The sequence below is a fragment of the Aquimarina spinulae genome, from assembly GCF_943373825.1.
GTDB classification, from domain to species: domain Bacteria; phylum Bacteroidota; class Bacteroidia; order Flavobacteriales; family Flavobacteriaceae; genus Aquimarina; species Aquimarina spinulae.
On the sequence record NZ_CALSBP010000001.1, the window covers coordinates 1,166,247 to 1,192,162 of the forward strand.

A 25,916-nucleotide genomic window follows, 5' to 3' on the forward strand; every position below is an offset into this window, starting at 1 on the left:
TTCGGGGTTTAATAGATAGAAAACAAAGATAATATTCACTTAAAAAAAGAAAACCATGAAAAAATTATTGATTTGTGCCCTGATTTTTGGCCTAGTAGTGAGTTGTACTAAAAATGATGTTGATGATAGTGTCTCTGAACAAAATAATAAAGAAACATTTGAATTGAGTAAAACTGTGAACCTGGCTATGGATGATTTCGGAAAAATTTCAGAACAGGCTTCTATAGATCTTAAAAACTCCTCTAAAAGTAGTAAAGGAACCTGTTTCTCTATCGAATTATTAATTCCTTATCAGGAAAAACCTATTCCGGGTTTTTCGGGATATGAACATTACAGTAAATTGATTTTAAATGATACAGGAGACCAATGCCAATTTGATGATTGGACAGGTAGTTTAGAATACTATGTAGCCGAAGATTTACCATCTAAATTTAAGGACTCTGCAGTGTTTAAAAATGTGCAATACGATCGGGGATATATTTTTGATGGGTATAGAGTAGCTCAAAAAAATGAAGAACAAAGCACCGATGATATTCCGGTATTTGATGTAAAAATAGATGGAGTTATTACAGCTCCTGATGGAGAAACATATCAGTATACAACGAATAGAAATTTTTCTTTTCAAAACCGTTTTACAGAACAAGAGGTTATTACTTTAAAAGAATCCTCTTCATTAGAAAATCTACAAAAACCTTTCTTTATAAAATCAAAATCTGTTGATGGATCTCCAATAGTATATAAAGCAGCATGTTTTGAAGGGTTGAGTTTTCTTAAATATCCTGTGCAGGGATCACAAGATTATTCTAGTAATTTCGGAGTTAATTTTAATATTAATTTTGGCGACGGAACCTGTGATCGTGAGGTTATACTTACTTCAATAGAAGGGACGATAACTTTTGACCTATAAATAATATATATTAAGTTTAAAAAACCGGCCTATAAAATATTTTATAGGCCGGTTTTTTTATATATAAACAATAAGGATTTATAGTAAGAAGTACTAAAAGAATCAGATGTGTTAAAATATCTTTTTAGAGTTTACAAAGAAGATATTTACGCTATACAAATTACTAATTTGCACAATTACCTTCTCCTATAAGTATAAAAATCTCGCCTTCCTTTTCTATTTTTACATTGAATTTCTTAGCTAATTCACTCAATACTTTTTCGGTAGTTGCATTGCTAAAAGATCCTGTGTATTTACAATCGAGTAGAGGACTGCGTTTTAATCTAATTTTGGCATCGAAGTTTTCGCCCAAATCACTTATAATTTGATTCACACTAACATTTTTATAATGTAAAACACTAGTTCTCCAGGCAAATTGATTTGGAGATCTTTTAAGAAGCATAATTCCTTGGGGGTTGATACTAAAACTTTGTCCCGAAACTACATTTTGTTTTTTACCAGTTGTACGATGAATTATTTCTGCAGAACCTTCAATAAGCGTGATATAATCGGCATCTTTTTCTACAGATATTGCAAAAGAATTTCCGCTAACCCGAACATTACAATAGTTTCCGTGTATCACGAATGGTTTTGATTCATTTTTCTGTATTGAAAAGAATAAAGTACCAACAAGATCAACTCTTCTATAGCTTTGTATTGAAGTATTAAAATTAACTTTGCTATTTTTTCTCATTACCATCGTACTCGAATCGGGAAGCTTAATATACTTGGTGTTTTTTGTTGATGCATATTTTTCTGAAGCGATATAGGATACCCCAATGAATCCTTTTTCGTTACTTTCTTCGTCTGGTTCTAAAATGGTAACGTCTATAGAAAAAGTTTCTGTTTTAGAAGTTTTTACAGGTTTATTTTCTGTATTCGATTCTACAGGTTTGACTTCAATAATTTTTGGTTGCTCTTCTATTTGAATTGTAGTTTGAACATTTTTTGGTTCGACAGAATCGATGTTTTCTTGGTGTGATGGAGTGATCTCGGTATTTTCAGGAGTAGTGTCATTCATTACATAATACAGAATGAATATAGCGCAAAGTAATATAGCAATAACAGTTATTTCATACCAAGGTATATAATTACGCTTAACCTTTTCTTTCTGTACTGCATTGTATATGTCATCAAACCTATCCTTCGATGGTATAATCGAATCACTTTTAAATTTTGCTTGTAAAAGCGGTTTTAAAAGGTCTTTATCATCTTTCATTTGTTACTCATTTAGGTTTTAAACGTTAAAACTTTACAACTCCATTATTCCTCATACGCTCTAATAGCTTCTTTCTTGCCCTGGTATAGTTAGATCTTGATGTGCTTTCTTTAATATTAAGCATTTCTCCTATTTCCTTATGAGAATATCCTTCGATGGCATAGAGATTTAGAACATAGCGATACTGTTCGGGTAAATCACTAATAAAGGTTCGTAGTCTCTCTATCGATATCTCCTTAGATAGATAGTCTTTTTCGGGTTCTTCTAGTTCCTGTATCTCATTTTTGTTGATGAAATCTTCATGATCTACATGAATCGTTTTTTTCATTTTATGCCAATGATCAATGGCACAATTCACAACAATTCTTTCAATCCAACTCCCCAACGTTCCTTTATGACGGTATTTTTGAATACCTTTAAATACTTTGATAAAAGCTTCTTGTACAATGTCTTCTGCATCAGATTGATTTACACAATAGCGAAGACCCACCGCAATCATTCGCGGTGCAAAAGTATTGTATATTTTTTCCATGGCATCCCGATTACCCTTTTTACAGGCTTTTACTAGTCTGTCTTGTTCTTTTTTATTCATGAATAAGGGTTAGTGCTTAACTCATATAATGTATAACCAAGAATATTGGGTTTCGCTGCGTACTAATTATACTTTTTTTATCTACATAAAAACATATAATCTATGTTAAGGTAACAAAAGAATTTTGAAAAATAAAAAGACAGAAAAACACAAGTCGCATAAAAGAGTGCTTTTATGCGACTTGTTTCAAAAAAAGAAATTATTCTTTAGTGTATTTTTGAATATTATTTTAGTAACGAATCTTGTGTCATAGCCTTAGGTTTTTCTATTCCCATAAGATCAAGAATGGTTGGAGCGATATCTCCTAAAACTCCATCATTTACTTGTACCTGGTCATTATCGATTAAGATAAAAGGAACGGGATTAGTTGTGTGTGCTGTATGTGGTGTACCATCTGGATTAATCATAGTTTCGCAATTACCATGATCTGCAATCAGAATGGTAGAATATTGATTATCTAGAGCAGTGGTTACTATATCTTTTACACATTGATCTACAGCTTCACAAGCTTTAATTGCAGCTTCCATTACTCCTGTATGTCCTACCATATCACCATTTGCAAAGTTTAAGCATACAAAATTTACATCGCCTTTTTGTAGTTCTGGTACCAGAGCATCTCTTAATTCAAAAGCACTCATTTCGGGTTTAAGATCATATGTTGCTACCTTTGGAGAATTTCTTAATATTCTGGATTCTCCTTCAAAAGGTTCTTCTTGTCCTCCAGAAAAAAAGAAGGTAACGTGGGGATATTTTTCTGTTTCTGCAATTCTAATTTGAGTTTTACCGGCTTTAGAAATGATTTCTCCAAGAGTTTCTGTAATGTTATCTTTATTATAAATAACATTAATACCGCCAAAGTTTTCATCATAGTTAGTCATTGTAACATAATGTAAAGAAAGCTTGTGGGTATTATACTCGTGCATATCTTTTTGAGAAAGCATTTCGGTTAACTCTCTGCCTCGATCTGTTCTGAAATTAAAGAAAATTACAACATCATCATCGTTTATGGTAGCAACCGAAACTCCATTTTCTTGTAGTATAATCGGTTTGATAAATTCGTCGGTAATGTCATTGTCGTAACTATTCTGAATACTGTCGAGGGCATCAATACTAGATTCTCCAATACCATTTACCAAAAGATCATAGGCTAATTTAACACGCTCCCATCTTTTGTCTCTATCCATAGCATAATATCTTCCTATGATAGAGGCTAGTTTACCTGTGGTTTTGGACATATAATCCTGAATATTTTTGATGTGCGTTTTACCAGACTTCGGATCTACATCACGACCATCGGTAAATGCATGAAGGAAAACATCTTTTAATTCATAAGAGTGAGCTGCGTCAAGTAGTCCTTTAATATGATCGATATGAGAGTGAACTCCACCATCACTTACCAGACCCAGCAAATGAACATTTTTATTTTCTTTTTTTGCATAGCGAAAAGCATCCAGAAGAACGGATTCTTCTTTTAAAGTGTTGTTTTTAACTGCCATATTGATTTTGGCCAAATCCTGATATACAACTCTACCAGCTCCAAGGTTCATATGACCAACCTCACTGTTTCCCATTTGCCCATTTGGCAAACCTACATGAAGTCCGTCTGTACGTAAAGAAGCATTAGGGTAGTGAGTGTATAAACTATCGATATACGGAGTGTTTGCATGATCAATTGCAGATACTTTAGGATCGGGTGATGTTCCCCATCCATCCAAGATCATCAGGATTACTTTTTTGTTCATAATGTATTCTTAATTAAGGTTTTTGGTTGGTTATTTTTTTGAGCCTAAAATCTCAAAAAAATGAAATAAGAAACAAAGTTACAACTTCGCCCACAAGCACACAAAAAGCTTATGTTATTCCTATGTGATTTATACCTTTTTGTAATATTAACTGACACGTGGTTTTTGTGAAATTATTAACGAATTTATGTAGGGAAGGTTAAAAGTAAGTTATTCTTAAAATTACGATATTTTTTGTGAGAATAATGTAATTCATTTGCACCGTCAAATTTTGACATAGCGCAAATCAATAATGAACTTATAAAGATAAAAAAAATGAAAAAGCTATCAATTTTAGTAATGTGTATGACGGTTGGTCTGGTCTTAGCAAACGATCCGGTGAAAAACCTTAATGCATATAAGGTTGCAAAAACAGAAATTATTAATGTATCTCCTTTTTGCATTTCAATCGCTAAAGGCGACTATGAAATGGTTAAAAAAATGGTCGAATTAGGGAGCGAAGTGAATAAATTTTCAGAAGGTATGACACCTCTTATGTATGCTGCTCGTTATAATCGATTAGAGATCATAAAACTTTTGGTTGCTAATGGAGCAAAAATCAATATTAAAAATGCGAAAGGCTATAATGCAATAAAATATGCAGAATTATCTGGAGCCAAAGAAGCTGCAGTCTTGTTATTAGAGCTTAAGAAAAAATAATTACTCAGAATTAGTTTTTAAACCGATATAAATCCCGTCTATCATTTTTATAATGGTAGGCGGGTTTATTGTATAGAAACGTATCGTTTTTATCAAAATATTTTGTTACAAGAAAGTTAAAATCCTGTTATTTGGCAAGAGTAGGTGTAACATGTTGCCGATTCTAAGGTCGTACTATATATAAGTCAATCAAATAAACTTAAATCAATTTCATCATGAAAAAAACAGTTTTAGCAACCTTATTGGTTATGTGTATTACTTCTGTAAGTTTAGCTACAGAAACAAATGTGACTACTGCTAGTCATAATTACGATCTTACGGCATATAAGACAAGTCCGTTTTGTATGGCAATTGTAAAAGGAGATTTAGAAACGGTAAAAAAATTAATTGAATTCGGCAGTGACGTTAATGAAAAATCTGACGGGATGACACCGCTTATGTATGCTGCACGATATAACCGTGCAGATATTATTAAACTGCTTGTAAAAAATGGAGCAAATATCAAAGCTAGAAATAGCAAAGGGTATACAGCAATGAAATTTGCAAAGCAATCTAATGCTAAGGATGCAGTAGCTCTTTTAGAGAAATTGTCATAAGTATTGAAGCCATTGCTTGTTGATATGAACAGGCAATGGTTTTTTTATTGTACACTACTATATTCTCGTATTGCCTCTTTGATTTTTTCTATACGATTTTCAGGATCAGGGTGGGAACTTTGAAATTCGGGAACACGGTTAGGCCCGGCAGCAGCTTTTAGAATTTTCATTACGCCAATCATTTCTTCAGGATTATAACCCGAATTGATCATAAACAAAACGCCTAGCTTATCACTTTCCAATTCATCACCACGGCCATTTTTTAATAAAACATTTTGCCCAATACCATTTACAAGCCCTCCAGCATCTGCACCAACTGATGCCCCGGTAGATATCGTTTTCCAGAATTCATGTTCTGCTATTCTTTCTGCAGAATGTCGTCCTAATACGTGACCAATTTCATGACCCAATACACCAGCAACCTGGTCTTCATTTTGTAATTTGGATAATAAAGCATAGGTTATAAATATTTGCCCTCCTGGTAATGCAAAAGCATTAATGGTATTGGGATCGGCTAACAAATGAAATTCATATTTGTAAGGAGTTTGTTTTGCCATACTCGAATTGACTAATTTGTTCCCAACCATATCGATATAGCTTTGTAATTTTTGATCAGGGTATAATCCTCCATGTTGTTGGGCCATTTCAGGAGCACTTTGTAATCCAATAGCAATTTCCTGATCACTTGTCATATTAATATTTTGTACCCTATCGGTATATGGGTTTAGCGTTTTATTATTACATTTTTTAAAAAATGCAAAGGCAATAATTGCTAAGCCTATTAATATTCTGATTTTTAAGCCACCGCGTCTCATTATAAATTAAATTTTAATATCAAAAAGCTTAAAGTTAATAAATATAAAAGTTGCTTACTAATAAAATGTAAAAAACACTTTTTAGTAAGCAACTACTAGAGGTACCGTTTCTTAATTTTAAGAAACAAGATTAGTGCTAACCTTGCATAGTTGAGTTTGCAGAGTTTAGCGGTAAAAAATTTGTGTATAGTAGTATCTGCCACTTGCATCTTTTATTGCAGCAATACCAGTATGAGTATAATTACCCTCAATATTTTTTCGATGCCCTTCGCTATTAATCCATCCGTCTACAACACTTTGGGCATCAGGGTAAAAACTAGCTACATTTTCTGCCATCCCTGTGGCATTTTCCTTTTCTCGTAAAGTATCGAATTTAGTATCGAAATTATCATGGTTAATAGCACCTTTAGAAATCATATACCGTGTATGATCAGCAGCTAATTGCTCGGCAGTTGTATTTTTTGCCAATGCCTCTAGTCCCTTAGTTTGTCGATATTCATTTACCAATTTTAGTATTTCGTCTGTAATCGAAACTTCACTTGGAGTTTCTGTAATGGTATTATCGTCGTCATCCTTAGAACAAGAAAAAGCAGTGCATAAAAGTGCAAAAACACAAAAGTATTTAATTAAAGAAGTTTTCATTAGTATGGGGTCTTTATTTTAATAAATAACTAAAATAGTACAATTTTAGTATATAGAACTTATTTTGATTTTTTGATTCAATCGAAAAAGAAGATTTTTTTATGCTGATAGCATTGCTGCAGAATAATAAAAGGTAATTTTGAATATAAAGAGATATTTTTATAGGGAGTATGAAATTAATATGAGTTCTATGAAACTACAGTAATTCGGGATTAATATCTGATATGTTCTCTGCAATATATTGTGTGATAAAATCTTCTGAGAAAAAGTTACTACCAAGCAAATTTGCCTTTTTTAACTCTTCGGCAATATCTAGTTTTTGATATGATTTTAACATAGGAATAGAAAGTGGGGCATACGAATAGTGCCAGGGTTCATATTTAAAACCTTTTCTGTTTTCTTTATCCGTATATACAAGGTAGAAACCAAAAGAGTTCGCATGTTTATCCATCCATTCTTTAAACTTGCAAAACGGGCCATCACCTTCAAAATTCTTGGCAAGAAGTAATCCTTTGGGTTGTGGAGCATTACCATCTACAATATCTAAATCGGTACCCCAATGATGTCTTGAGGTACCAGGAATAGTAGAATATTCTATAATTTTTTGTATTGCTTTAATAGGGGATAACCCTTCTTTTATAAACTTTTTGTATTTACGTTCCCAGATTCGATTTTGGTGCGCATAGTTTCTATAGCTGGAAACAACTTTTATTTTGAATCCACTTTTTGATGCTTCAGTCTTCATTTTAAGAAAAGCTTCATAAGCATCTTTTCGAAGCTTATATCCATCACCAAAAAGTAATGGATTACTTTTTCCCATAAGATCATCTTTAGAGAATTCTGATCGAAGCATAGAAAATGATGATGATAAAACCCCAATCATTCCCAGGGTACTAATACCAATAAAATCTCTTCTTACCATAGGTATAATCGGATTACAATTTATATCATTTCCGGATGTATTATTCCAGAATTCCGTCTATAATTCCGTACTCTAATGATTCTTCAGCATCCATCCAATAATCACGATTAAAGTCCTTCAATACTTTCTCAACATCTTGTCCGCAGTTATCAGCAAGTATTTGAGCACTAAGTTCTTTGGTCTTAAGAATTTCTGCAGCCTGGATTTCTATGTTAGAAGCTTGTCCTCTGGCACCACCACTTGGTTGATGAATCATCACTTTTGCATGAGGTTGTATAAATCTTCGGCCTTTTTCACCAACACTTAGAAGAATTGACCCCATAGAAGCAGCTAATCCTGTGCAAATAGTAGAAACCGGGCTTTTTAAACTTTTTATAGTATCATACATTGCAAATCCAGATGTAACATATCCTCCGGGACTATTAATATATAGTTTGATTTCTTTGTTACTTACCATATCTAGGTACATAAGTCTGTCGATTACATGTTTAGCCGACTTGTCATCTACCTGTCCCCAAAGAAATACACTACGTTCCTCTAGAAATTTTTTATCGATCAGATCTTGTGTTTTTCCTGATTTTTCTTTCATCGTTATAATTTTTTATTCTTTTTATATTGATTTGTAGCAGTTCTAAGTATTCTTATAATTGTCAATTAAAACGGTGGTATAAGTTGGTCTGTTTTTTATTTTCAAGGATTGTTTATGTCCGTTGAGATAAATGTATAATTATTTTTGCAGAAAAGCATCATATCAATTTGGCATTTCACAAAAAATTAAAATATGCATCTTTAAAAGAAGAGTGTCAAGTTAACATTTGATCATGTTTTTATGAAAAAACAATTTTTTGATGAAGAAAAATTAGATATTTAGTATAGCTTTTAGAATTTAAAGACCTATAATTTCCCCAAAATTGTTACATCCGCTTTTTTACGACAAAAGTATTTCTAGTTAGATTGGGAGACTGTTACTTTTTGAATGGCAACTAAAGAAACCGGAGAAAGACTAGGAGTCGTAGCGTTGTTCATTGTACGGTTATCATCCTCTAATGTAGTAAAAGTATAGATCGGGTTTGTTCCTGGGTTTTGATCGACCATACTAATAACAGTAGTAGTTCTACCAGAATAGGTACCACTATCATCCATATGAAGGCCACTACCTTCACCTATTTGAGCCCCATTTCTAAACACTCTTATATGTGGATGAGCCCAATGATTACCTGTATTATTGGCAACAGCCATTAGATCTATTCTTACATGATCAGGGCTTCCTGTGTAACTTATTGTACTGGGATTAGCAAAACTCCACCCAGTATCAGATCTAACTTGATTTACCTGTAGGGTTCCGTTGCTATGTATGTCATTATCATTTACTTGTCCTGCCCAAACAAAGGATTGATCAACTGTCACTGTGGATAAGCCAGATGAATTATTACTAATTTGCTGCCAATTGGTACCGTCACTTTTTATCCATAACACAGATTCACTTCCGATAGTGGTTTGATTCGAATTAGTAAGATCACGATAGGTGCTAATAGTTCTGTTGGCATTGGTGCTATTTTTCAGGATGTAAATTCTACCCTCACAAGTATTGGCATTTGGTAGTGTTATGTTATGTACTCCCGTGATATGAATAGTATGATGATTTTCGGTTAAGGTTAGATTTCCGGTAGTACTGGTTATCGAAGTTGAAAAGGAGCCTTCGAGTTGTAAAGTGGAGTTTGCAATATTGAATCCAGAGGAAGGGTCATCATAGCCAGTGTCTACAGCAACTTCTTGCGGGTTTATATTAATACCAAATCTTGTGGTAGCATCAGCAGTATTATTACTTCCTTGTACTCTGAAAAACTCTCGATGAAACTGACCACGTCTATAATCGTATCGTTTAAATACCATTTGTTCATCACCATCATCACCAATGATAAATTCTAATTTTCCATCATTTGCAGGTCCTGCTGACCCTATTTCGAATAGGTCGGTTCCTCCGGTACTTCCTTTTAATCTAAAACTACCATTTGTTGTCGTAAAGAACATTGGTTTATAAAGAGAGGCACCTGCAGCTGCAAACTGAAGTGCCGATGTAGTACCATCTCCGTTGATATATACCAAGGGTTGATCATTATCTGTGTAATCAGGAATGGCTTGTGTTAGTCCTAAGGTTTGTCTTCTTCCAAATTGCAATAATGGTAAGTTATTGGATCGGATTTCCATTTTCACATCATCAATGTGACCTAAAAAGGATGTGGTGGGCAAGCCCGTATTACCATCTACCAACCAATTGTCATTAGTAGTAGCTACCCAATTTGTGCCATCAAAAACAAATATTTTACTTTCTTCCAGATTATATAGAATTGATCCTGTAGTGGCGGCAGTTACGCCATTCATCTCTACATTTGTAGCAGCGGTCGGAAGACCCATAACAGAGAATTCATCGATCTGAGAAAAAATAATTCCAGGTAGAATTATCAGGATAATAAGTAATGTTTTCTTCATTTAATACTAATTTTTAATTAGTAACGTCACTAAAAAAATGACTTTACGTAATCTGAAGTTAACTATTTATTATTTTATGAGTATCGTGAATTTACATTTTTTAGAATAAGTCTTTTCTTATTTGACAGAAATGATAGTGTATTAATGAGCCAAAATTATGGTTTTTGGTGAAATGTAATCTTATACATTGATATACAGATATCCTGCACGATCTTTCTGACCTTCAATTTTCAAGATATAATAATATGTACCTACTGGTAATTGTTCATCTTTAGCAATAGTAGCTCTACCTTCAGAGTAACCTCCCCATGAATTGTCATATCCTTTTTTACGGTATACTTCAACTCCCCATCTATTAAAAATGGTTAGTTCGTTATTTGAAAATTGCTCGATTCCCTGGATGATAAAAGTATCATTAACTCCATCACCATTAGGAGAAACTGCTGTAAATATTTCCAGATCGCCGTCTAATATGATATCAGAAGAACCAAACGTAAGAACAACATAGTTATCAGGGATCATTAATTCTGAAGTGATTTCTCCACTATTTAAATCACCAGAGGCAGCAAAGTTCCCTAAACTTACCCACTGTTGTAAATTTCTATCCCATCCTACAACTCTAAGATCTTCTAACTCATCAACAAGAGTAGGTATATTACTATTGTCATCCCAGGTAAGAGTTACTCTGGTTTCTACATCTCCGTCAAGATCCCAAAATTCAAAAGAGCTAACACCAAATAATACATTACTAAAATTATCAGTATTAAAGCTGGTAGAGAAAAAATTAGGAGAGTTTGGGTTTTCAAAGAAATACGCACCTCGTGCTGTATTAACCGCTGCCTGATTTTCGATACGCATAGGACGTAGTCTAAAATCATCTCCAATAGGGAAAGTAAAATCTAATACCCCGGTAATAGAAGAATATCCATCTACATATCGATCATCATTTTCACCTAAATAAGGAGCGTCATTTATATAATCTAAAGAAACATTACGTCTATCTCTGGGAGTTTGTACTCTTCCGGTTATAAATTCCTGAAAGTTTGTTACACCAACAGCAACATCCAACAGCAAATCGTCTTCAACATCAATTTCCATATTATGAAAAATAGGGCGATTATCACCAGATACATTAAGGCTACCTGTAGGATTGTAAAACCCTGCAAGACCTAAATTTTGGTCAAACGTACCATCGTTAATTAAATCAGTGTGGAAACCAACTTCACCTTGATCGTGAATTTGAATATTCCCGTAGTTATGAAAAGCTTGTTGAGCTATAGTAACTTGGGCCAGAAGGCATACGACAATAAAAAATATTCTATCCATAGTTATATTGGGGTAATACTGTTTTTACGGTTTAACAGTAAATATGTTATGGCAAATATATTCTTTTTCAGCAAATTACACTACTTTTTCACGACAAAATGCAAATATTTATCGGTGAAATGCATTTTAGGCTCGATTAAAGGTATGGTTTTGTTGAAAAGTTACATATTCATAAAAAATAAACATTTTGACAAAGCAAACATAAGAAAATAAATAGATTGATATAGGGGTTTTATTGAATAAATGTAAATGAGATACTGTTATTCATCATAATTTTTCAATGTTTTACTTTAATAATTGATAATAAATTTGATTTTTTTCTTTTAAGGTGTTTAAGTTATTATGTAAGAAATTTATATTTAAATAGTTAATAATCAGGTTCTTATTTAATGATTAAGATTGAATTTTAAAATAAACCAATTATAGAGTAAATATCTTTGACTTAGTTTATTCTATTTTTATAATTTGCTAATTAGGTTTTACTCTATATGTAATTCTTCTATTAGTTATCACAGTTTTAGCTCCTATAGGAAAGGTGTTAGAAAACTCGGATGTGCTATTTGATAATGTTGCAGTTGCGGTTATCAATGTTCCTGCGGGATAAGGTGAAGCTAATGTAATTTCAAAGGAGAAACGATTTGTGGTATCTGCATTTCCATCGGTATCTGAGTATGATGAAGTCCCCGAAGCCTGATCCGAACCACTTCCTTCTACTGCAGAACCAAGATATACTTGTCCCTCACCATAATCTTGGGTTAATCCCAATTGATTATCACCAGTACTAGCTGTTCCTTGAGAGATATCTGTAACAAAAAATTCTAATGTAGCACCAGGCCTGCTCCAACCACTTACTCTTAATCTATTTCCCGTAATTACGATAGATTCGAATATAGGAAAATTAAGGCTTCCATTTGGTCCGGTATCACTATCGTTTGTATCGTTTATAGTAACTCCATCACCTACGGGATTACCAGTAGTTGCTTGATCTATATCAATACCGAGAGCTGGGCTAGACGTACCATTGTTGTATATCGAGTTTTGAGAAATTAAATTTCCAGAAGTATTACCTCCGGTTATTACGACACCTGCGCCTCCATTATTTGCAATGATATTTGATGTAATTGAAGAGTTATTCCCATACAAACGTACCCCGCTATTTTCGGTAACTCCCGAGCATATTCCTCCATTTTGACCTGAGTTCGTGATTGTATTTTCATTTATTAGTACACCACCAGGGTAATTCCATCCTTCTATTCCAATTGCAGCGGTATTATTGATCAAGTTATATTGAATTGTAACTCCAGAGCCACTTACCAGAGCAATACCATCAGCACATCCATTAGTACCATTAGCTTCAATATCATTGTATTGTATAGTGGTCGAAGTTCCTCCGTTAACAAAAAGTCCTGTATCTGTATTTGATGCAATATAATTGTTGGAGATAGTCGAAGTTCCTCCTGTTATTTCAATTCCATAATCAATGTTTCCAGATGATAGACCGTCTGCATTTACTCCAATAAGATTTCCATCTACTGTAGAAGAACCCGATTCTAATATAATTCCAGAATTACTTCCTGCATAAATTGAAAGACCTCTTATTACTGTATTATTTCCTTGTACACGAAGTACATCTCCATTGTTTCTGTGCACTTGAATCTCAGGAAGATCATAATTAGGTAATGTGTTTCCTGATACTCCTACGGTACTTCCTCCACTTCCAATAGTACCGGTATTGGTATTAGAATACGCCGTTTGTGTTCTACCGTCTATATTTGTATTGGTATCTGTAATGGTTGTAAGGTTACTACCATTGCTAATAGTAATGTCGAAATATCCATTAGCAAAATTTATATCCGCAGCTCTACCTAATGCATCACCAGTAGGAGGGATCATAAATACAGATGTGTCTTCTCCGGCAGCAGGATTAAATAGGCTATTAGCTTCAATATCTAATCCTGTTTCATCTAAATTATTAGAATTTACAATAAACTGCTCCAATGATCCTTGACCGCTTTCATTAGTATTTACTACCGTATTGAAGTTAAAGCCAAAATCCATACCTACAACTCCTTCACTAAGTATAGTTATTGAGGATATACTTTGAGCACCTGCTAAAGTACCTGCCGCTACATCCTGTTGTGATGGTGCAGCACCACCTATTTCTGTAGTAACATCTGTAAAGACAGATGCAGCATAATTTCTTCTATAGGTTTGGATAGGGTAGCAGGTAGTACAAGCAGCCCCACCACCTCTGGTAGATCTAACCGTACTGTTAACCACTCGTAGACTATAAGTCCCATTTTGCATACCTCCAATAGAATATTGCCCATTGGTATCGGTAGTAGTAGATTCAACAAATGTTCCGGTGTTATTATAGAGCTCTACAGTAGCTCCCACTATTGGTGCTCCCGATGAAGTTGCTTGATCTCTTCCGTTTCCGCCACCATAATTTACATCTTCAAAAACAGTACCTATAATAAGGTTACTTGGGACTTTTAGTAATACCGCATTAGAGATCACAAAATCCTGACCCACTCCTACATTAGTCGTTACGGTAGATTCACCAGGGCCTATAAAAGCAGAGATATCATAAGTATCTAAGTCAAGTCCCAGAGTTGTTCTATTAACAACCGGACCAACAGTGTTGTCATACACTGTAGAGTTAAACGGATTTCCTCCAGTTTGTCCTCCATCTCCCGATAATGTAAATGTACCCGAACCTGTAGTTACGGTGAGAGATTCATTATTTGCTAATCCCTGATCACCTTCCCAGGAAAGTATAGTAGTTTTAGAACCCGTAGCTCCTATGGCAAAAAAACCAGTTAGATTGTAACTGTTACTATTATTTTGCTGACCATCAAAACCATTATATAAATTAATACTTACAGCCGGTAGGCTAGGAGCCGTATAAAATACCATTAAACTCCAGCCTCCTAATACTACTGTGCTAGAGCAATAAGGCTCTCCATTATCAATAGTAAGATTAGAAAAATCAAATGTATTTGCAGAAAGGTTAGGTATACCTTGTATTAGTGTAGTAACATCACTCGTCATTCCGTATAGACTTGCACCTCCAAAAGTAGAACTTCTAATAATATCTGCGTTTACAGTTTGTCCTTCAAAAGTTACCGATTCATCTGGCGAAGCCGAAGAATGAGCCCAGAAAAGATAGGCTTTTTCGATAGTCGCGCCAACAGGTATAGCAGTAGTTAATGTTGTTCCGGTGGTAGCACCAATTATACTACATTCATTAACCGTGCTATTTCTAAACGAATCTCCGGTAACGGCATAGTCATAATACCCATTAAATTCATCAAAAAGTGTTAAAGGTGCATTTACCTGTATCGGAGTGTCACCAGGATCGTCAATGATAGTTGCTATGGCATTATCTAAAATAACAGTTGGGTCACTGGGATTAGAAAGTATGAGATTAAAAGTTTCATTAGCTTCTGCATAAGAATTATCTATAATAGGAACAACCACATTAATAATTTCTCCCGTAGTACCAGAGAAATTAAGGGTAGATGAAGTAGTGGTATAATCCAACCCTGCAATTGCAGTATTATCAGTGGTAGTATAATCTACAGAAAAAGGACCAGTAGTTGCCCCGATTTGCGTAACTTGAAAAGTTGCTGTTCCTGCATTTTCATTAACAAAAATATCAGTAATACTTAGCTCTGCTGGTGGTTGAACGACATTAAATGTAAGCGTTGTATTTGTGAAAAAATTTGGAAACGACTCTAGAATTAATACTCCATCTTGGTAGACTCGTACATAGCTACCAAACCCATTCCACCCATCACCAAAAGTATCTTCTAATAGTAACGTGTACCCATTTCCATATGGAACACTGGCATAAGCTTGTGGGGTACCGATGTTGTTATAAGCAGTATTTGAAAAACCTGTAAAACAATCTCCAGGATTACAAATTGTAGGGGCTATTGTCGTATTCGAAGGATCTCTAAAAGTAACTCTGTTTTCAGATGACCATGCTACCCAATTAACTTCAATTTCTATCAGTGCCTGAGAGTAAGAAATAAAATTACCAAATACTAGCGTACAAAATATGATAATAAATCTGATATGTAGATGTTTTTTCATTAAGGAGTCAGTGGTATATAGTTGTATAATAACAAATACTATATTAATTAATAATTATAGCTGTAGATTTGTTGTGACCAACGAAAGTTTAGATTAATAGTTCGTAAAGTAGCACTGGTACTCACCTTGAATTGAAAATAAATATAATATGCACATTAGACAAGTTAGTTTAGTTAGGGAAGTGTTTGTTTTCATAGTAATAAGGGGTAAATATAATTATACTATAATTTTTTATCTATTCATTTTATGCTTAATAAATTATATTACAAAAACACAAAATCTTTAAAATATATATTATCTCATTTTTAGGATATTAGTTATTTATTCGATATGTAATTCTCCTATTGGTTATTACTGTCTTTACAATTACATCAAGTGTTCCAGTAGTTGTACCGGCTAAAGGAATATTTTGATCATTTGAAATATCAGCAGATGATACGGTATTATCGAAAGATCCTATCTCGGTTCCCATTACATCAAATGTAAAAGTACAGGAATTTCCTGCAGGTAAACTTACTCCTGAAATAGAAAAAATACTTGATCCAGATATAGCACTAATTGTTCCTCCACAGGAAGAAGTAGCACTCGGGGAGTTTGAAATTGTCATCCCAGATGGTAAATTATCTGTTAATGATAAATTGGTAAGATCTACTCCGGTAGAAGGATTGTTCAAAACAATTGTAACCGTAGATTCCTCACTAAAACCAATAACATCAGGTGAAAAGTTTTTACTTGCTACTGCAGGAAAAGCAACTTCTGTTGAAACAGCAAAAACTCCTCCCCAAATACCTTCAGTGGCGCTTCCGAGCCCAACATTCAAAGTTGTTGCATTGTTAGGAACCAAACCTGTGGCATCAAAAATATCAATATCCATTCCCCAGTTAAAATTTAAATTGGGATTTCTTCCTCCAATATCTACTCCAAATTTAGAGATTGTACTATTCAATGTATTGTTAGCAGGGTTTAAGGCGTTAGAAAGTGCTGTTCCATTTATTGATACGAAATCCCCTGTTTGATTTGCTTCACCATCAAAACCAAAATACCCGGCATCAGTATCAAAAGCACCTATAGATGGGGTTAGTAAACCAGTGACTGTAAAAGCATCATTGGCTCCAAACCCGAAAAAGTCAAAACCATCCCATATACTTACACTACGTGTTATGTCGGCAGGATCTTCATATATGATTACCATAGTCCATCCACCAAATGGACCAGTAAAAGCACTTCCAGTTGTCAAAGGTATGTCGGCAACTGTATATGTTCCTGATCCAGAATTCTGAACAATTGAAGTAACATCAGCATGTGACATAAATACATTCCATCCTACAAATGAGGTAGTCTCTATATTGGTAATATTAGCATCTACTGTTGTGTAAACAGCTGTGCCAGGTTCTCTAAATTGTACTTGTTGAAGATTTAGTGCTGGATTTGGATTTGTAATTCCTACAAAAGTAGAGTTATACGTACCTCCCCAATAAAGCCCAGCCCATGTAACTGTAGCTCCTGCTGGTAGCGTGAAATTTGCACTACTCGAATTTATAGTAGTACCATCAACACTGGCATAGCCCATTACAACTGGAGGGTTATTGGTAGTAGGAGTTCCAGGACAATTAGCAACACAGATAAGATTTGTATTACCAATCATGTCAAAATTACCTCTTACATTAATTGCAAAGCGTTCTTCATATGGTCTTGGGTTTTCAATTTCAATATCCACAATAGTACCAATTCCCTGATCTGTAATATCAACTGAAATATCACTTACATTAGAAAAATTAATGAAATAAGTTTCGTCCCCTTCTGTGCTAATGTCATCCAATATTGGGACAGTTATACTTTCTGTATCACCAATAGTTCCCGAAAACGACAAAGTTCCACTAGTTGTTGTGTAATCTGCTCCAGCGGTAGCAGAGTTATTAGCAGTTGTAAAATCAACAGTAAAACCACTTGCAGTATCTATTCCTGTATGTGTAACTGTAAATGTTGCTGTCCCTGCGTTTTCATCAACCGAAACATCATTTATAGATATTTCAGGTATTGGTTGGATGATATCGAATGTAAGTGTAGTATTTGTAAAAAAATTAGGGAATGACTCTAGAATTAAAACTCCATCTTGGTAGACTCGTACATAGCTACCAAATCCATTCCAGCCATCACCAAAAGTATCTTCTAGTAGTAATGTGTACCCGGTTCCATATGGAACACTGGCATAAGCTTGCGGAGTACCGATGTTGTTATAAGCAGTATTGGAAAAACCTGTAAAACAATCACCAGGATTACAGATAGTAGGAGCTATTGTAGTATTCGAAGGATTTCTAAAAGTAACTCTGTTTTCAGATGACCATGCTGCCCAATTAACCTCAATTTCTATCAGTGCCTGAGCATGAGAAACAGAACTACCAAATACTAACATACAAAGTATGATAAGTAATCTGATATGTAGATGTTTTTTCATTAAGGCTTTGATGATATTAATTTATTTAACAACAAATACTACATTAATTAATGCATTATAATCTGCAGGAGTATTAACAATACTATAGCTCATGTTTCCATTACCATCTATCGATATTGTTGTCGGATTTCCGAAAACACTTTGATCAGCAAAGGTTACATAGTAATATAATTCATTTCTTGCGTATGTAGGGATAGTAGGGGCGTTGGCAGCATCACTTGATGCTACAGGCGATCCGAACTGGTCAATGTATTCCTGATATAGATCAATAGGTGGTTTGGCACCTACCGAAGAAGCATCCACCGCAATAGATGGTGGATAAAAAATCCTTGCTGCTTTAGAAGTAATAGGGGCAATGGCTTGTATTACTCCCTGAACTGTTGTTTCGTTGGTAATAGCTGCCGACCCGCTTTCATCAACATCAATAGGAGTTGCCAGATTTACTTCAGAATCTAATTGATCATCAGTACTTCTTTGCCATCCTGTATTAGTAAATCGATAAATTTCCTGATCATCTAAATTAAAAACTACAGAACCGATACTAGGACCAATAATTGCATTTATTTCAGCTAAATCAGTAGCGGCAGGTAAGCCCATTAATGCACTAGCATCACCTGTACCAATCTGTGCAAACATGCCAGTAGACAACATAAATGACAAAGCTATTAGGAGTATTTTTTTCATTTTAAATAGTATTACGCTTTTTCTTACCTTAATTTTTTAGATATCTAATTTAGTTGCTTAAAAGATGAGTAAAGTAATTAAGTTAAAAATCAAGTACAGTAAACATGAATTCTAAATCTATATCATCTTTTTGATTAGTTCCATTATCGCTGTCTCCTATATTTACTCTAAATCCAGTTGTAGTTTGACTATAATATGTGATACCAGGATCATCATAGTTTGCTCCGGTATTACCAGGGCAGTCACCTCCACAATCCACAATTGCTAATTGAATGATATAGTCATCGTCTGGCATTGCAGTTGTAAATGTTATTTGATAATCACCTTCATTTATTCTAGAAACGGTTGCATTCAATATTTTAGCAGCGGTACCATTACCTGCGACTTTCCCCATCGCTTTTACAGGACTGATAAAGAATGCACCACCATCGGTTCCAACCGTAATTTGATTGTTTGTATTCGTACTTACTACATTAGCTGTTTGTACATCGGCAGTAGGAGTATTTTCGTTAGTATAAGTTATAACTCCTGTTCCCGTATTCTGAGTTAAATTGGTTACAATATTTGTTGCTGGATCTCCAGTTGGTCCTTGTGCACCAGTTGCTCCAGTGGCACCTGTCGGTCCTTGTGCTCCAGTTACACCTGTAGGTCCTTGTGCTCCGATTGCTCCAGTGGCACCTGTTGGCCCTTGAACTCCCGTAGGTCCGGTATTACCTGTAGGTCCTTGCGCTCCTGTTGCTCCAGTGGCACCCGTTGTTCCTTGTGCACCAGTTGCTCCAGTGGCACCTGTTGTTCCTTGTGCTCCGGTTGCTCCGGTTGCACCTGTTGTTCCTTGCGCACCGGTTGCTCCAGTAGCACCTGTTGTTCCTTGTGCTCCAGTGGCTCCCGTTGTTCCTTGCGCTCCGGTTGCTCCGGTGGCACCTGTTGTTCCTTGCGCACCAGTTGCTCCAGTTGCACCTGTTGTTCCTTGCGCACCGGTTGCTCCAGTAGCACCTGTTGTTCCTTGTGCTCCGGTTGCTCCGGTTGCTCCAGTGGCACCTGTTGTTCCTTGCGCACCCGTTGCTCCGGTGGCACCCGTTGTTCCTTGCGCTCCGGTTGCTCCAGTGGCACCTGTAGTTCCTTGCGCTCCGGTTGCTCCAGTGGCACCTGTAGTTCCTTGCGCTCCTGTTGCTCCAGTGGCACCCGTTGTTCCTTGCGCTCCTGTTGCTCCAGTGGCACCCGTTGTTCCTTGCGCTCCAGTTGCTCCAGTAGCACCTGTAGTTCCTTGCGCTCCGGTTGCTCCAGTGGCACCTGTTGTTCCTTGCGCTCCAGTTGCTCCAGTAGCACCTGTAGTTCCTTGTGCTCCTGTTGCTCCAGTGGCACCTGTTGTTCCTTGCGCTCCTGTTGCTCCAGTTGCACCTGTTGTTCCTTGCGCACCAGTTGCTCCAGTAGCACCTGTTGTTCCTTGTGCTCCGGTTGCTCCAGTAGCACCTGTTGTTCCTTGTGCTCCTGTTGCTCCAGTGGCACCCGTTGTTCCTTGTGCTCCGGTTGCTCCAGTAGCACCCGTTGCTCCAGTGGCACCTGTTGTTCCTTGTGCTCCGGTTGCTCCAGTAGCACCTGTAGTTCCTTGTGCTCCAGTTGCTCCAGTGGCACCTGTTGTTCCTTGTGCTCCTGTTGCTCCAGTGGCACCTGTAGTTCCTTGTGCTCCGGTTGCTCCAGTGGCACCTGTTGCTCCAGTGGCACCTGTTGTTCCTTGCGCACCAGTTGCTCCAGTAGCACCTGTTGTTCCTTGCGCACCAGTTGCTCCAGTAGCACCTGTTGTTCCTTGCGCTCCTGTTGCTCCAGTAGCACCTGTTGTTCCTTGTGCTCCGGTTGCTCCAGTGGCACCCGTTGTTCCTTGTGCACCCGTTGCTCCAGTTGCACCTGTTGTTCCTTGTGCTCCGGTTGCTCCAGTAGCACCTGTAGGTCCTTGTGCTCCAGTGGCACCTGTTGTTCCTTGCGCTCCAGTTGCTCCAGTGGCACCCGTTGTTCCTTGCGCACCAGTTGCTCCAGTGGCACCCGTTGTTCCTTGCGCACCAGTTGCTCCAGTGGCACCCGTTGTTCCTTGCGCACCAGTTGCTCCAGTGGCACCTGTTGTTCCTTGCGCACCGGTTGCTCCAGTGGCACCTGTTGTTCCTTGTGCTCCTGTTGCTCCAGTAGCACCTGTTGTTCCTTGTGCTCCGGTTGCTCCAGTTGCACCCGTTGTTCCTTGTGCTCCGGTTGCTCCAGTTGCTCCTGTTGTTCCTTGTGCTCCGGTTGCTCCAGTCGCACCTGTTGTTCCTTGCGCTCCAGTTGCTCCAGTCGCACCTGTAGTTCCTTGTGCACCTGTTGCTCCAGTAGCACCCGTTGTTCCTTGTGCTCCGGTTGCTCCAGTGGCACCCGTTGTTCCTTGCGCTCCGGTTGCTCCAGTTGCACCCGTTGTTCCTTGTGCTCCGGTTGCTCCAGTTGCTCCTGTTGTTCCTTGTGCTCCGGTTGCTCCAGTCGCACCTGTTGTTCCTTGCGCTCCAGTTGCTCCAGTCGCACCTGTAGTTCCTTGTGCACCTGTTGCTCCAGTAGCACCCGTTGTTCCTTGTGCTCCGGTTGCTCCAGTGGCACCCGTTGTTCCTTGCGCTCCGGTTGCTCCAGTAGCACCTGTAGTTCCTTGTGCTCCGGTTGCTCCAGTGGCACCTGTTGTTCCTTGTGCTCCGGTTGCTCCAGTGTTACCTGTAGGTCCTTGCGCACCGGTTGCTCCAGTGGCACCTGTTGTTCCTTGTGCTCCGGTTGCTCCAGTTGCTCCAGTGGCACCTGTTGTTCCTTGTGCTCCAGTTGCTCCAGTTGCTCCAGTGGCACCCGTTGTTCCTTGTGCACCCGTTGCTCCAGTAGCACCTGTTGTTCCTTGTGCTCCGGTTGCTCCAGTGGCACCTGTTGTTCCTTGCGCTCCAGTTGCTCCAGTGGCACCTGTTGTTCCTTGTGCTCCGGTTGCTCCAGTCGCACCTGTTGTTCCTTGCGCTCCGGTTGCTCCAGTAGCACCTGTTGTTCCTTGTGCTCCTGTAGCACCTGTTGTTCCTTGTGCTCCGGTTGCTCCAGTCGCACCTGTTGTTCCTTGCGCTCCTGTTGCTCCAGTAGCACCTGTTGTTCCTTGTGCTCCGGTTGCTCCAGTTGCACCTGTTGTTCCTTGTGCTCCGGTTGCTCCAGTGGCACCCGTTGTTCCTTGTGCTCCGGTTGCTCCAGTGGCACCCGTTGTTCCTTGTGCACCAGTTGCTCCAGTTGCTCCTGTTGTTCCTTGTGCTCCGGTTGCTCCAGTAGCACCTGTTGTTCCTTGTGCTCCGGTTGCTCCAGTGGCACCCGTTGTTCCTTGTGCTCCGGTTGCTCCAGTAGCACCTGTTGTTCCTTGTGCTCCGGTTGCTCCAGTAGCACCTGTAGTTCCTTGTGCTCCAGTTGCTCCAGTGGCACCTGTTGTTCCTTGTGCTCCTGTTGCTCCAGTGGCACCTGTAGTTCCTTGTGCTCCGGTTGCTCCAGTGGCACCTGTTGCTCCAGTGGCACCTGTTGTTCCTTGCGCACCAGTTGCTCCAGTAGCACCTGTTGTTCCTTGCGCACCAGTTGCTCCAGTAGCACCTGTTGTTCCTTGCGCTCCTGTTGCTCCAGTAGCACCTGTTGTTCCTTGTGCTCCGGTTGCTCCAGTGGCACCCGTTGTTCCTTGTGCACCAGTTGCTCCTGTTGTTCCTTGTGCTCCTGTTGCTCCAGTCGCACCTGTTGTTCCTTGTGCTCCGGTTGCTCCAGTGGCACCCGTTGTTCCTTGTGCACCCGTTGCTCCAGTAGCACCTGTTGTTCCTTGTGCTCCGGTTGCTCCAGTAGCACCTGTAGGTCCTTGTGCTCCAGTGGCACCTGTTGTTCCTTGTGCTCCGGTTGCTCCAGTCGCACCTGTAGTTCCTTGTGCTCCGGTTGCTCCAGTCGCACCTGTTGTTCCTTGCGCTCCTGTTGCTCCAGTCGCACCTGTTGTTCCTTGTGCTCCGGTTGCTCCAGTCGCACCCGTTGTTCCTTGTGCACCAGTTGCTCCAGTGGCTCCTGTTGTTCCTTGTGCTCCGGTTGCTCCAGTGGCACCTGTTGTTCCTTGTGCTCCTGTTGCTCCAGTAGCACCTGTTGTTCCTTGTGCTCCGGTTGCTCCAGTAGCACCTGTAGGTCCTTGTGCTCCAGTGGCACCTGTTGTTCCTTGCGCTCCAGTTGCTCCAGTAGCACCTGTAGTTCCTTGTGCTCCGGTTGCTCCAGTCGCACCTGTTGTTCCTTGCGCTCCTGTTGCTCCAGTCGCACCTGTTGTTCCTTGTGCTCCGGTTGCTCCAGTCGCACCCGTTGTTCCTTGTGCACCAGTTGCTCCAGTGGCTCCTGTTGTTCCTTGTGCTCCGGTTGCTCCAGTGGCACCTGTTGTTCCTTGTGCTCCTGTTGCTCCAGTAGCACCTGTTGTTCCTTGTGCTCCGGTTGCTCCAGTAGCACCTGTAGGTCCTTGTGCTCCAGTGGCACCTGTTGTTCCTTGCGCTCCAGTTGCTCCAGTGGCACCTGTTGTTCCTTGTGCTCCGGTTGCTCCAGTGGCACCCGTTGTTCCTTGCGCACCCGTTGCTCCAGTAGCACCTGTTGTTCCTTGTGCTCCGGTTGCTCCAGTGGCACCTGTTGTTCCTTGCGCTCCCGTTGCTCCAGTGTTACCTGTTGTTCCTTGTGCTCCGGTTGCTCCAGTGGCACCTGTTGTTCCTTGTGCTCCGGTTGCTCCAGTAGCTCCTGTTGTTCCTTGTGCTCCTGTTGCTCCAGTAGCTCCTGTTGTTCCTTGCGCTCCGGTTGCTCCAGTAGCACCTGTTGTTCCTTGCGCTCCGGTTGCTCCAGTGGCACCCGTTGTTCCTTGCGCTCCTGTTGCTCCAGTAGCACCCGTTGTTCCTTGCGCTCCGGTTGCTCCAGTAGCACCCGTTGTTCCTTGTGCTCCTGTTGCTCCAGTAGCACCTGTTGTTCCTTGTGCTCCGGTTGCTCCAGTGGCACCCGTTGTTCCTTGTGCACCCGTTGCTCCAGTAGCACCTGTTGTTCCTTGTGCTCCGGTTGCTCCAGTAGCACCTGTAGGTCCTTGTGCTCCAGTGGCACCTGTTGTTCCTTGCGCTCCAGTTGCTCCAGTGGCACCTGTTGTTCCTTGTGCTCCGGTTGCTCCAGTGGCACCTGTTGTTCCTTGTGCTCCGGTTGCTCCAGTAGCACCTGTAGTTCCTTGTGCTCCAGTTGCTCCAGTGGCACCTGTTGTTCCTTGTGCTCCAGTTGTTCCTTGCGCACCGGTTGCTCCAGTAGCACCTGTTGTTCCTTGTGCTCCGGTTGCTCCAGTAGCACCTGTTGTTCCTTGCGCTCCTGTTGCTCCAGTAGCACCCGTTGTTCCTTGTGCACCAGTTGCTCCAGTGGCTCCTGTTGTTCCTTGTGCTCCGGTTGCTCCAGTGGCACCCGTTGTTCCTTGTGCACCAGTTGCTCCAGTCGCACCTGTTGTTCCTTGTGCTCCGGTTGCTCCAGTAGCTCCTGTTGTTCCTTGCGCACCGGTTGCTCCAGTGGCACCTGTTGTTCCTTGTGCTCCTGTTGCTCCAGTGGGACCTGTTGTTCCTTGTGCTCCGGTTGCTCCAGTAGCACCTGTAGGTCCTTGTGCTCCAGTGGCACCCGTTGTTCCTTGTGCACCCGTTGCTCCAGTAGCACCTGTTGTTCCTTGTGCTCCGGTTGCTCCAGTAGCACCTGTAGGTCCTTGTGCTCCAGTTGCACCTGTTGTTCCTTGTGCTCCAGTGGCACCTGTAGGTCCTTGCGCTCCGGTTGCTCCAGTGGCACCTGTTGTTCCTTGTGCTCCAGTGGCACCTGTAGGTCCTTGTGCTCCGGTTGCTCCGGTCGCACCTGTTGTTCCTTGTGCTCCAGTCGCACCAGTAGGTCCTTGTGCTCCAGTAGCACCAGTAGGTCCTTGTGCTCCGGTCGCACCTGTTGTTCCTTGTGCTCCAGTGGCACCCGTAGGTCCTTGTGCTCCAGTAGCACCTGTTGTTCCTTGCGCTCCGGTTGCTCCGGTCGCACCTGTTGTTCCTTGTGCTCCGGTTGCTCCAGTAGCACCTGTTGTTCCTTGTGCTCCAGTTGCTCCAGTGGCACCCGTAGGTCCTTGTGCACCGGTTGCTCCAGTGGCACCTGTTGTTCCTTGTGCTCCTGTTGCTCCAGTGGGACCTGTTGTTCCTTGTGCTCCGGTTGCACCTGTTGTTCCTTGTGCTCCAGTGGCACCTGTAGGTCCTTGTGCACCAGTAGCACCTGTTGTTCCTTGCGCTCCGGTTGCTCCAGTTGCACCCGTTGTTCCTTGTGCTCCAGTTGCACCTGTAGGTCCTTGCGCTCCGGTCGCTCCAGTGGCACCCGTTGTTCCTTGCGCTCCGGTTGCTCCAGTGTTACCTGTAGGTCCTTGTGCACCAGTTGCACCTGTTGTTCCTTGTGCTCCGGTTGCTCCGGTTGCTCCGGTTGCTCCGGTTGTTCCTTGTGCTCCGGTTGCTCCAGTAGCACCTGTAGGTCCTTGCGCTCCAGTTGCTCCAGTGGTACCCGTTGTTCCTTGTGCTCCAGTTGCACCTGTAGGTCCTTGCGCTCCGGTCGCTCCAGTGGCACCCGTTGTTCCTTGTGCTCCAGTTGCACCTGTTGGTCCTATAGGGCCTGCTGATATTAGAG

At 39.8% G+C, this 25,916-nt stretch carries 17 protein-coding genes; 3 read left to right on the forward strand and 14 right to left on the reverse strand.

Annotated elements, in window-relative coordinates; translation table 11 throughout:
* Positions 1-55: 55 nt before the first annotated feature.
* Entirely contained in the window at positions 56-907 is an 852-nt protein-coding gene (locus NNH57_RS05080; RefSeq protein WP_108808383.1) for a hypothetical protein, read from the forward strand.
* Positions 908-1,070: 163 nt separating this feature from the next.
* Here NNH57_RS05080 and NNH57_RS05085 read toward each other — a convergent pair whose 3' ends face one another.
* From NNH57_RS05085 to gpmI, 3 genes are all read right to left on the reverse strand, one after another.
* Positions 1,071-2,165, reverse strand: a complete 1,095-nt coding sequence (locus tag NNH57_RS05085) for a FecR family protein (RefSeq protein WP_108808384.1) — start codon at positions 2,163-2,165, stop codon at positions 1,071-1,073.
* A 25-nt stretch (positions 2,166-2,190) separates the two neighbouring features.
* Positions 2,191-2,757 (reverse strand): RNA polymerase sigma factor, encoded by a 567-nt coding sequence (locus NNH57_RS05090; protein ID WP_074408373.1) that lies wholly within the window; start codon positions 2,755-2,757, stop codon positions 2,191-2,193.
* A 224-nt stretch (positions 2,758-2,981) separates the two neighbouring features.
* Complete coding sequence (gene gpmI / locus NNH57_RS05095; RefSeq protein ID WP_074408372.1) at positions 2,982-4,499, reverse strand: 2,3-bisphosphoglycerate-independent phosphoglycerate mutase; 1,518 nt, start codon at positions 4,497-4,499, stop codon at positions 2,982-2,984.
* Between the two features lie 315 nt (positions 4,500-4,814).
* Between gpmI and NNH57_RS05100 the strand changes: the two genes are divergently transcribed.
* On the forward strand, positions 4,815-5,198 hold the full coding sequence (locus NNH57_RS05100; protein ID WP_074408371.1) for an ankyrin repeat domain-containing protein: 384 nt from the start codon (positions 4,815-4,817) through the stop codon (positions 5,196-5,198).
* Between the two features lie 215 nt (positions 5,199-5,413).
* Positions 5,414-5,794, forward strand: a complete 381-nt coding sequence (locus NNH57_RS05105; RefSeq protein WP_074408370.1) for an ankyrin repeat domain-containing protein — start codon at positions 5,414-5,416, stop codon at positions 5,792-5,794.
* Positions 5,795-5,838: 44 nt separating this feature from the next.
* On the opposite strand, the gene NNH57_RS05110 is transcribed toward NNH57_RS05105, so the two are convergent.
* The 11 genes from NNH57_RS05110 to NNH57_RS05160 all read right to left on the reverse strand — a co-directional run bounded on the left by NNH57_RS05110 (position 5,839) and on the right by NNH57_RS05160 (position 25,883).
* Complete coding sequence (locus NNH57_RS05110; protein ID WP_074408369.1) at positions 5,839-6,609, reverse strand: M48 family metalloprotease; 771 nt, start codon at positions 6,607-6,609, stop codon at positions 5,839-5,841.
* Positions 6,610-6,774: 165 nt separating this feature from the next.
* The gene (locus tag NNH57_RS05115; protein ID WP_074408368.1) at positions 6,775-7,251 is read right to left on the reverse strand and encodes a CAP domain-containing protein; all 477 of its coding nucleotides are present in this window, start codon (positions 7,249-7,251) and stop codon (positions 6,775-6,777) included.
* A gap of 196 nt (positions 7,252-7,447) precedes the next feature.
* Complete coding sequence (locus tag NNH57_RS05120; RefSeq protein WP_108808385.1) at positions 7,448-8,173, reverse strand: M15 family metallopeptidase; 726 nt, start codon at positions 8,171-8,173, stop codon at positions 7,448-7,450.
* Positions 8,174-8,213: 40 nt separating this feature from the next.
* Entirely contained in the window at positions 8,214-8,762 is a 549-nt protein-coding gene (locus NNH57_RS05125) for a ClpP family protease (RefSeq protein WP_024772780.1), read from the reverse strand.
* A gap of 356 nt (positions 8,763-9,118) precedes the next feature.
* Positions 9,119-10,663 carry a hypothetical protein gene (locus tag NNH57_RS05130; RefSeq protein ID WP_108808386.1) on the reverse strand — a complete coding sequence of 515 codons (1,545 nt, stop codon included), beginning with the start codon at positions 10,661-10,663 and terminating at the stop codon, positions 9,119-9,121.
* 180 nt (positions 10,664-10,843) lie between these two features.
* The gene (locus NNH57_RS05135) at positions 10,844-11,989 is read right to left on the reverse strand and encodes a gliding motility-associated C-terminal domain-containing protein (protein ID WP_108808387.1); all 1,146 of its coding nucleotides are present in this window, start codon (positions 11,987-11,989) and stop codon (positions 10,844-10,846) included.
* Positions 11,990-12,457: 468 nt separating this feature from the next.
* Positions 12,458-16,090: a beta strand repeat-containing protein gene (locus tag NNH57_RS05140; protein WP_108808388.1), complete on the reverse strand. Its 3,633-nt coding sequence runs from the start codon at positions 16,088-16,090 to the stop codon at positions 12,458-12,460.
* Between the two features lie 313 nt (positions 16,091-16,403).
* On the reverse strand, positions 16,404-18,545 hold the full coding sequence (locus NNH57_RS05145) for a DUF7933 domain-containing protein (RefSeq protein ID WP_082994907.1): 2,142 nt from the start codon (positions 18,543-18,545) through the stop codon (positions 16,404-16,406).
* A gap of 21 nt (positions 18,546-18,566) precedes the next feature.
* Positions 18,567-19,229: a hypothetical protein gene (locus NNH57_RS05150; RefSeq protein ID WP_234423396.1), complete on the reverse strand. Its 663-nt coding sequence runs from the start codon at positions 19,227-19,229 to the stop codon at positions 18,567-18,569.
* 82 nt (positions 19,230-19,311) lie between these two features.
* Positions 19,312-19,623 carry a hypothetical protein gene (locus NNH57_RS05155; protein ID WP_254504120.1) on the reverse strand — a complete coding sequence of 104 codons (312 nt, stop codon included), beginning with the start codon at positions 19,621-19,623 and terminating at the stop codon, positions 19,312-19,314.
* A 242-nt stretch (positions 19,624-19,865) separates the two neighbouring features.
* Positions 19,866-25,883: a hypothetical protein gene (locus tag NNH57_RS05160; RefSeq protein WP_254504114.1), complete on the reverse strand. Its 6,018-nt coding sequence runs from the start codon at positions 25,881-25,883 to the stop codon at positions 19,866-19,868.
* Between the last annotated feature and the right edge of the window lie 33 nt (positions 25,884-25,916).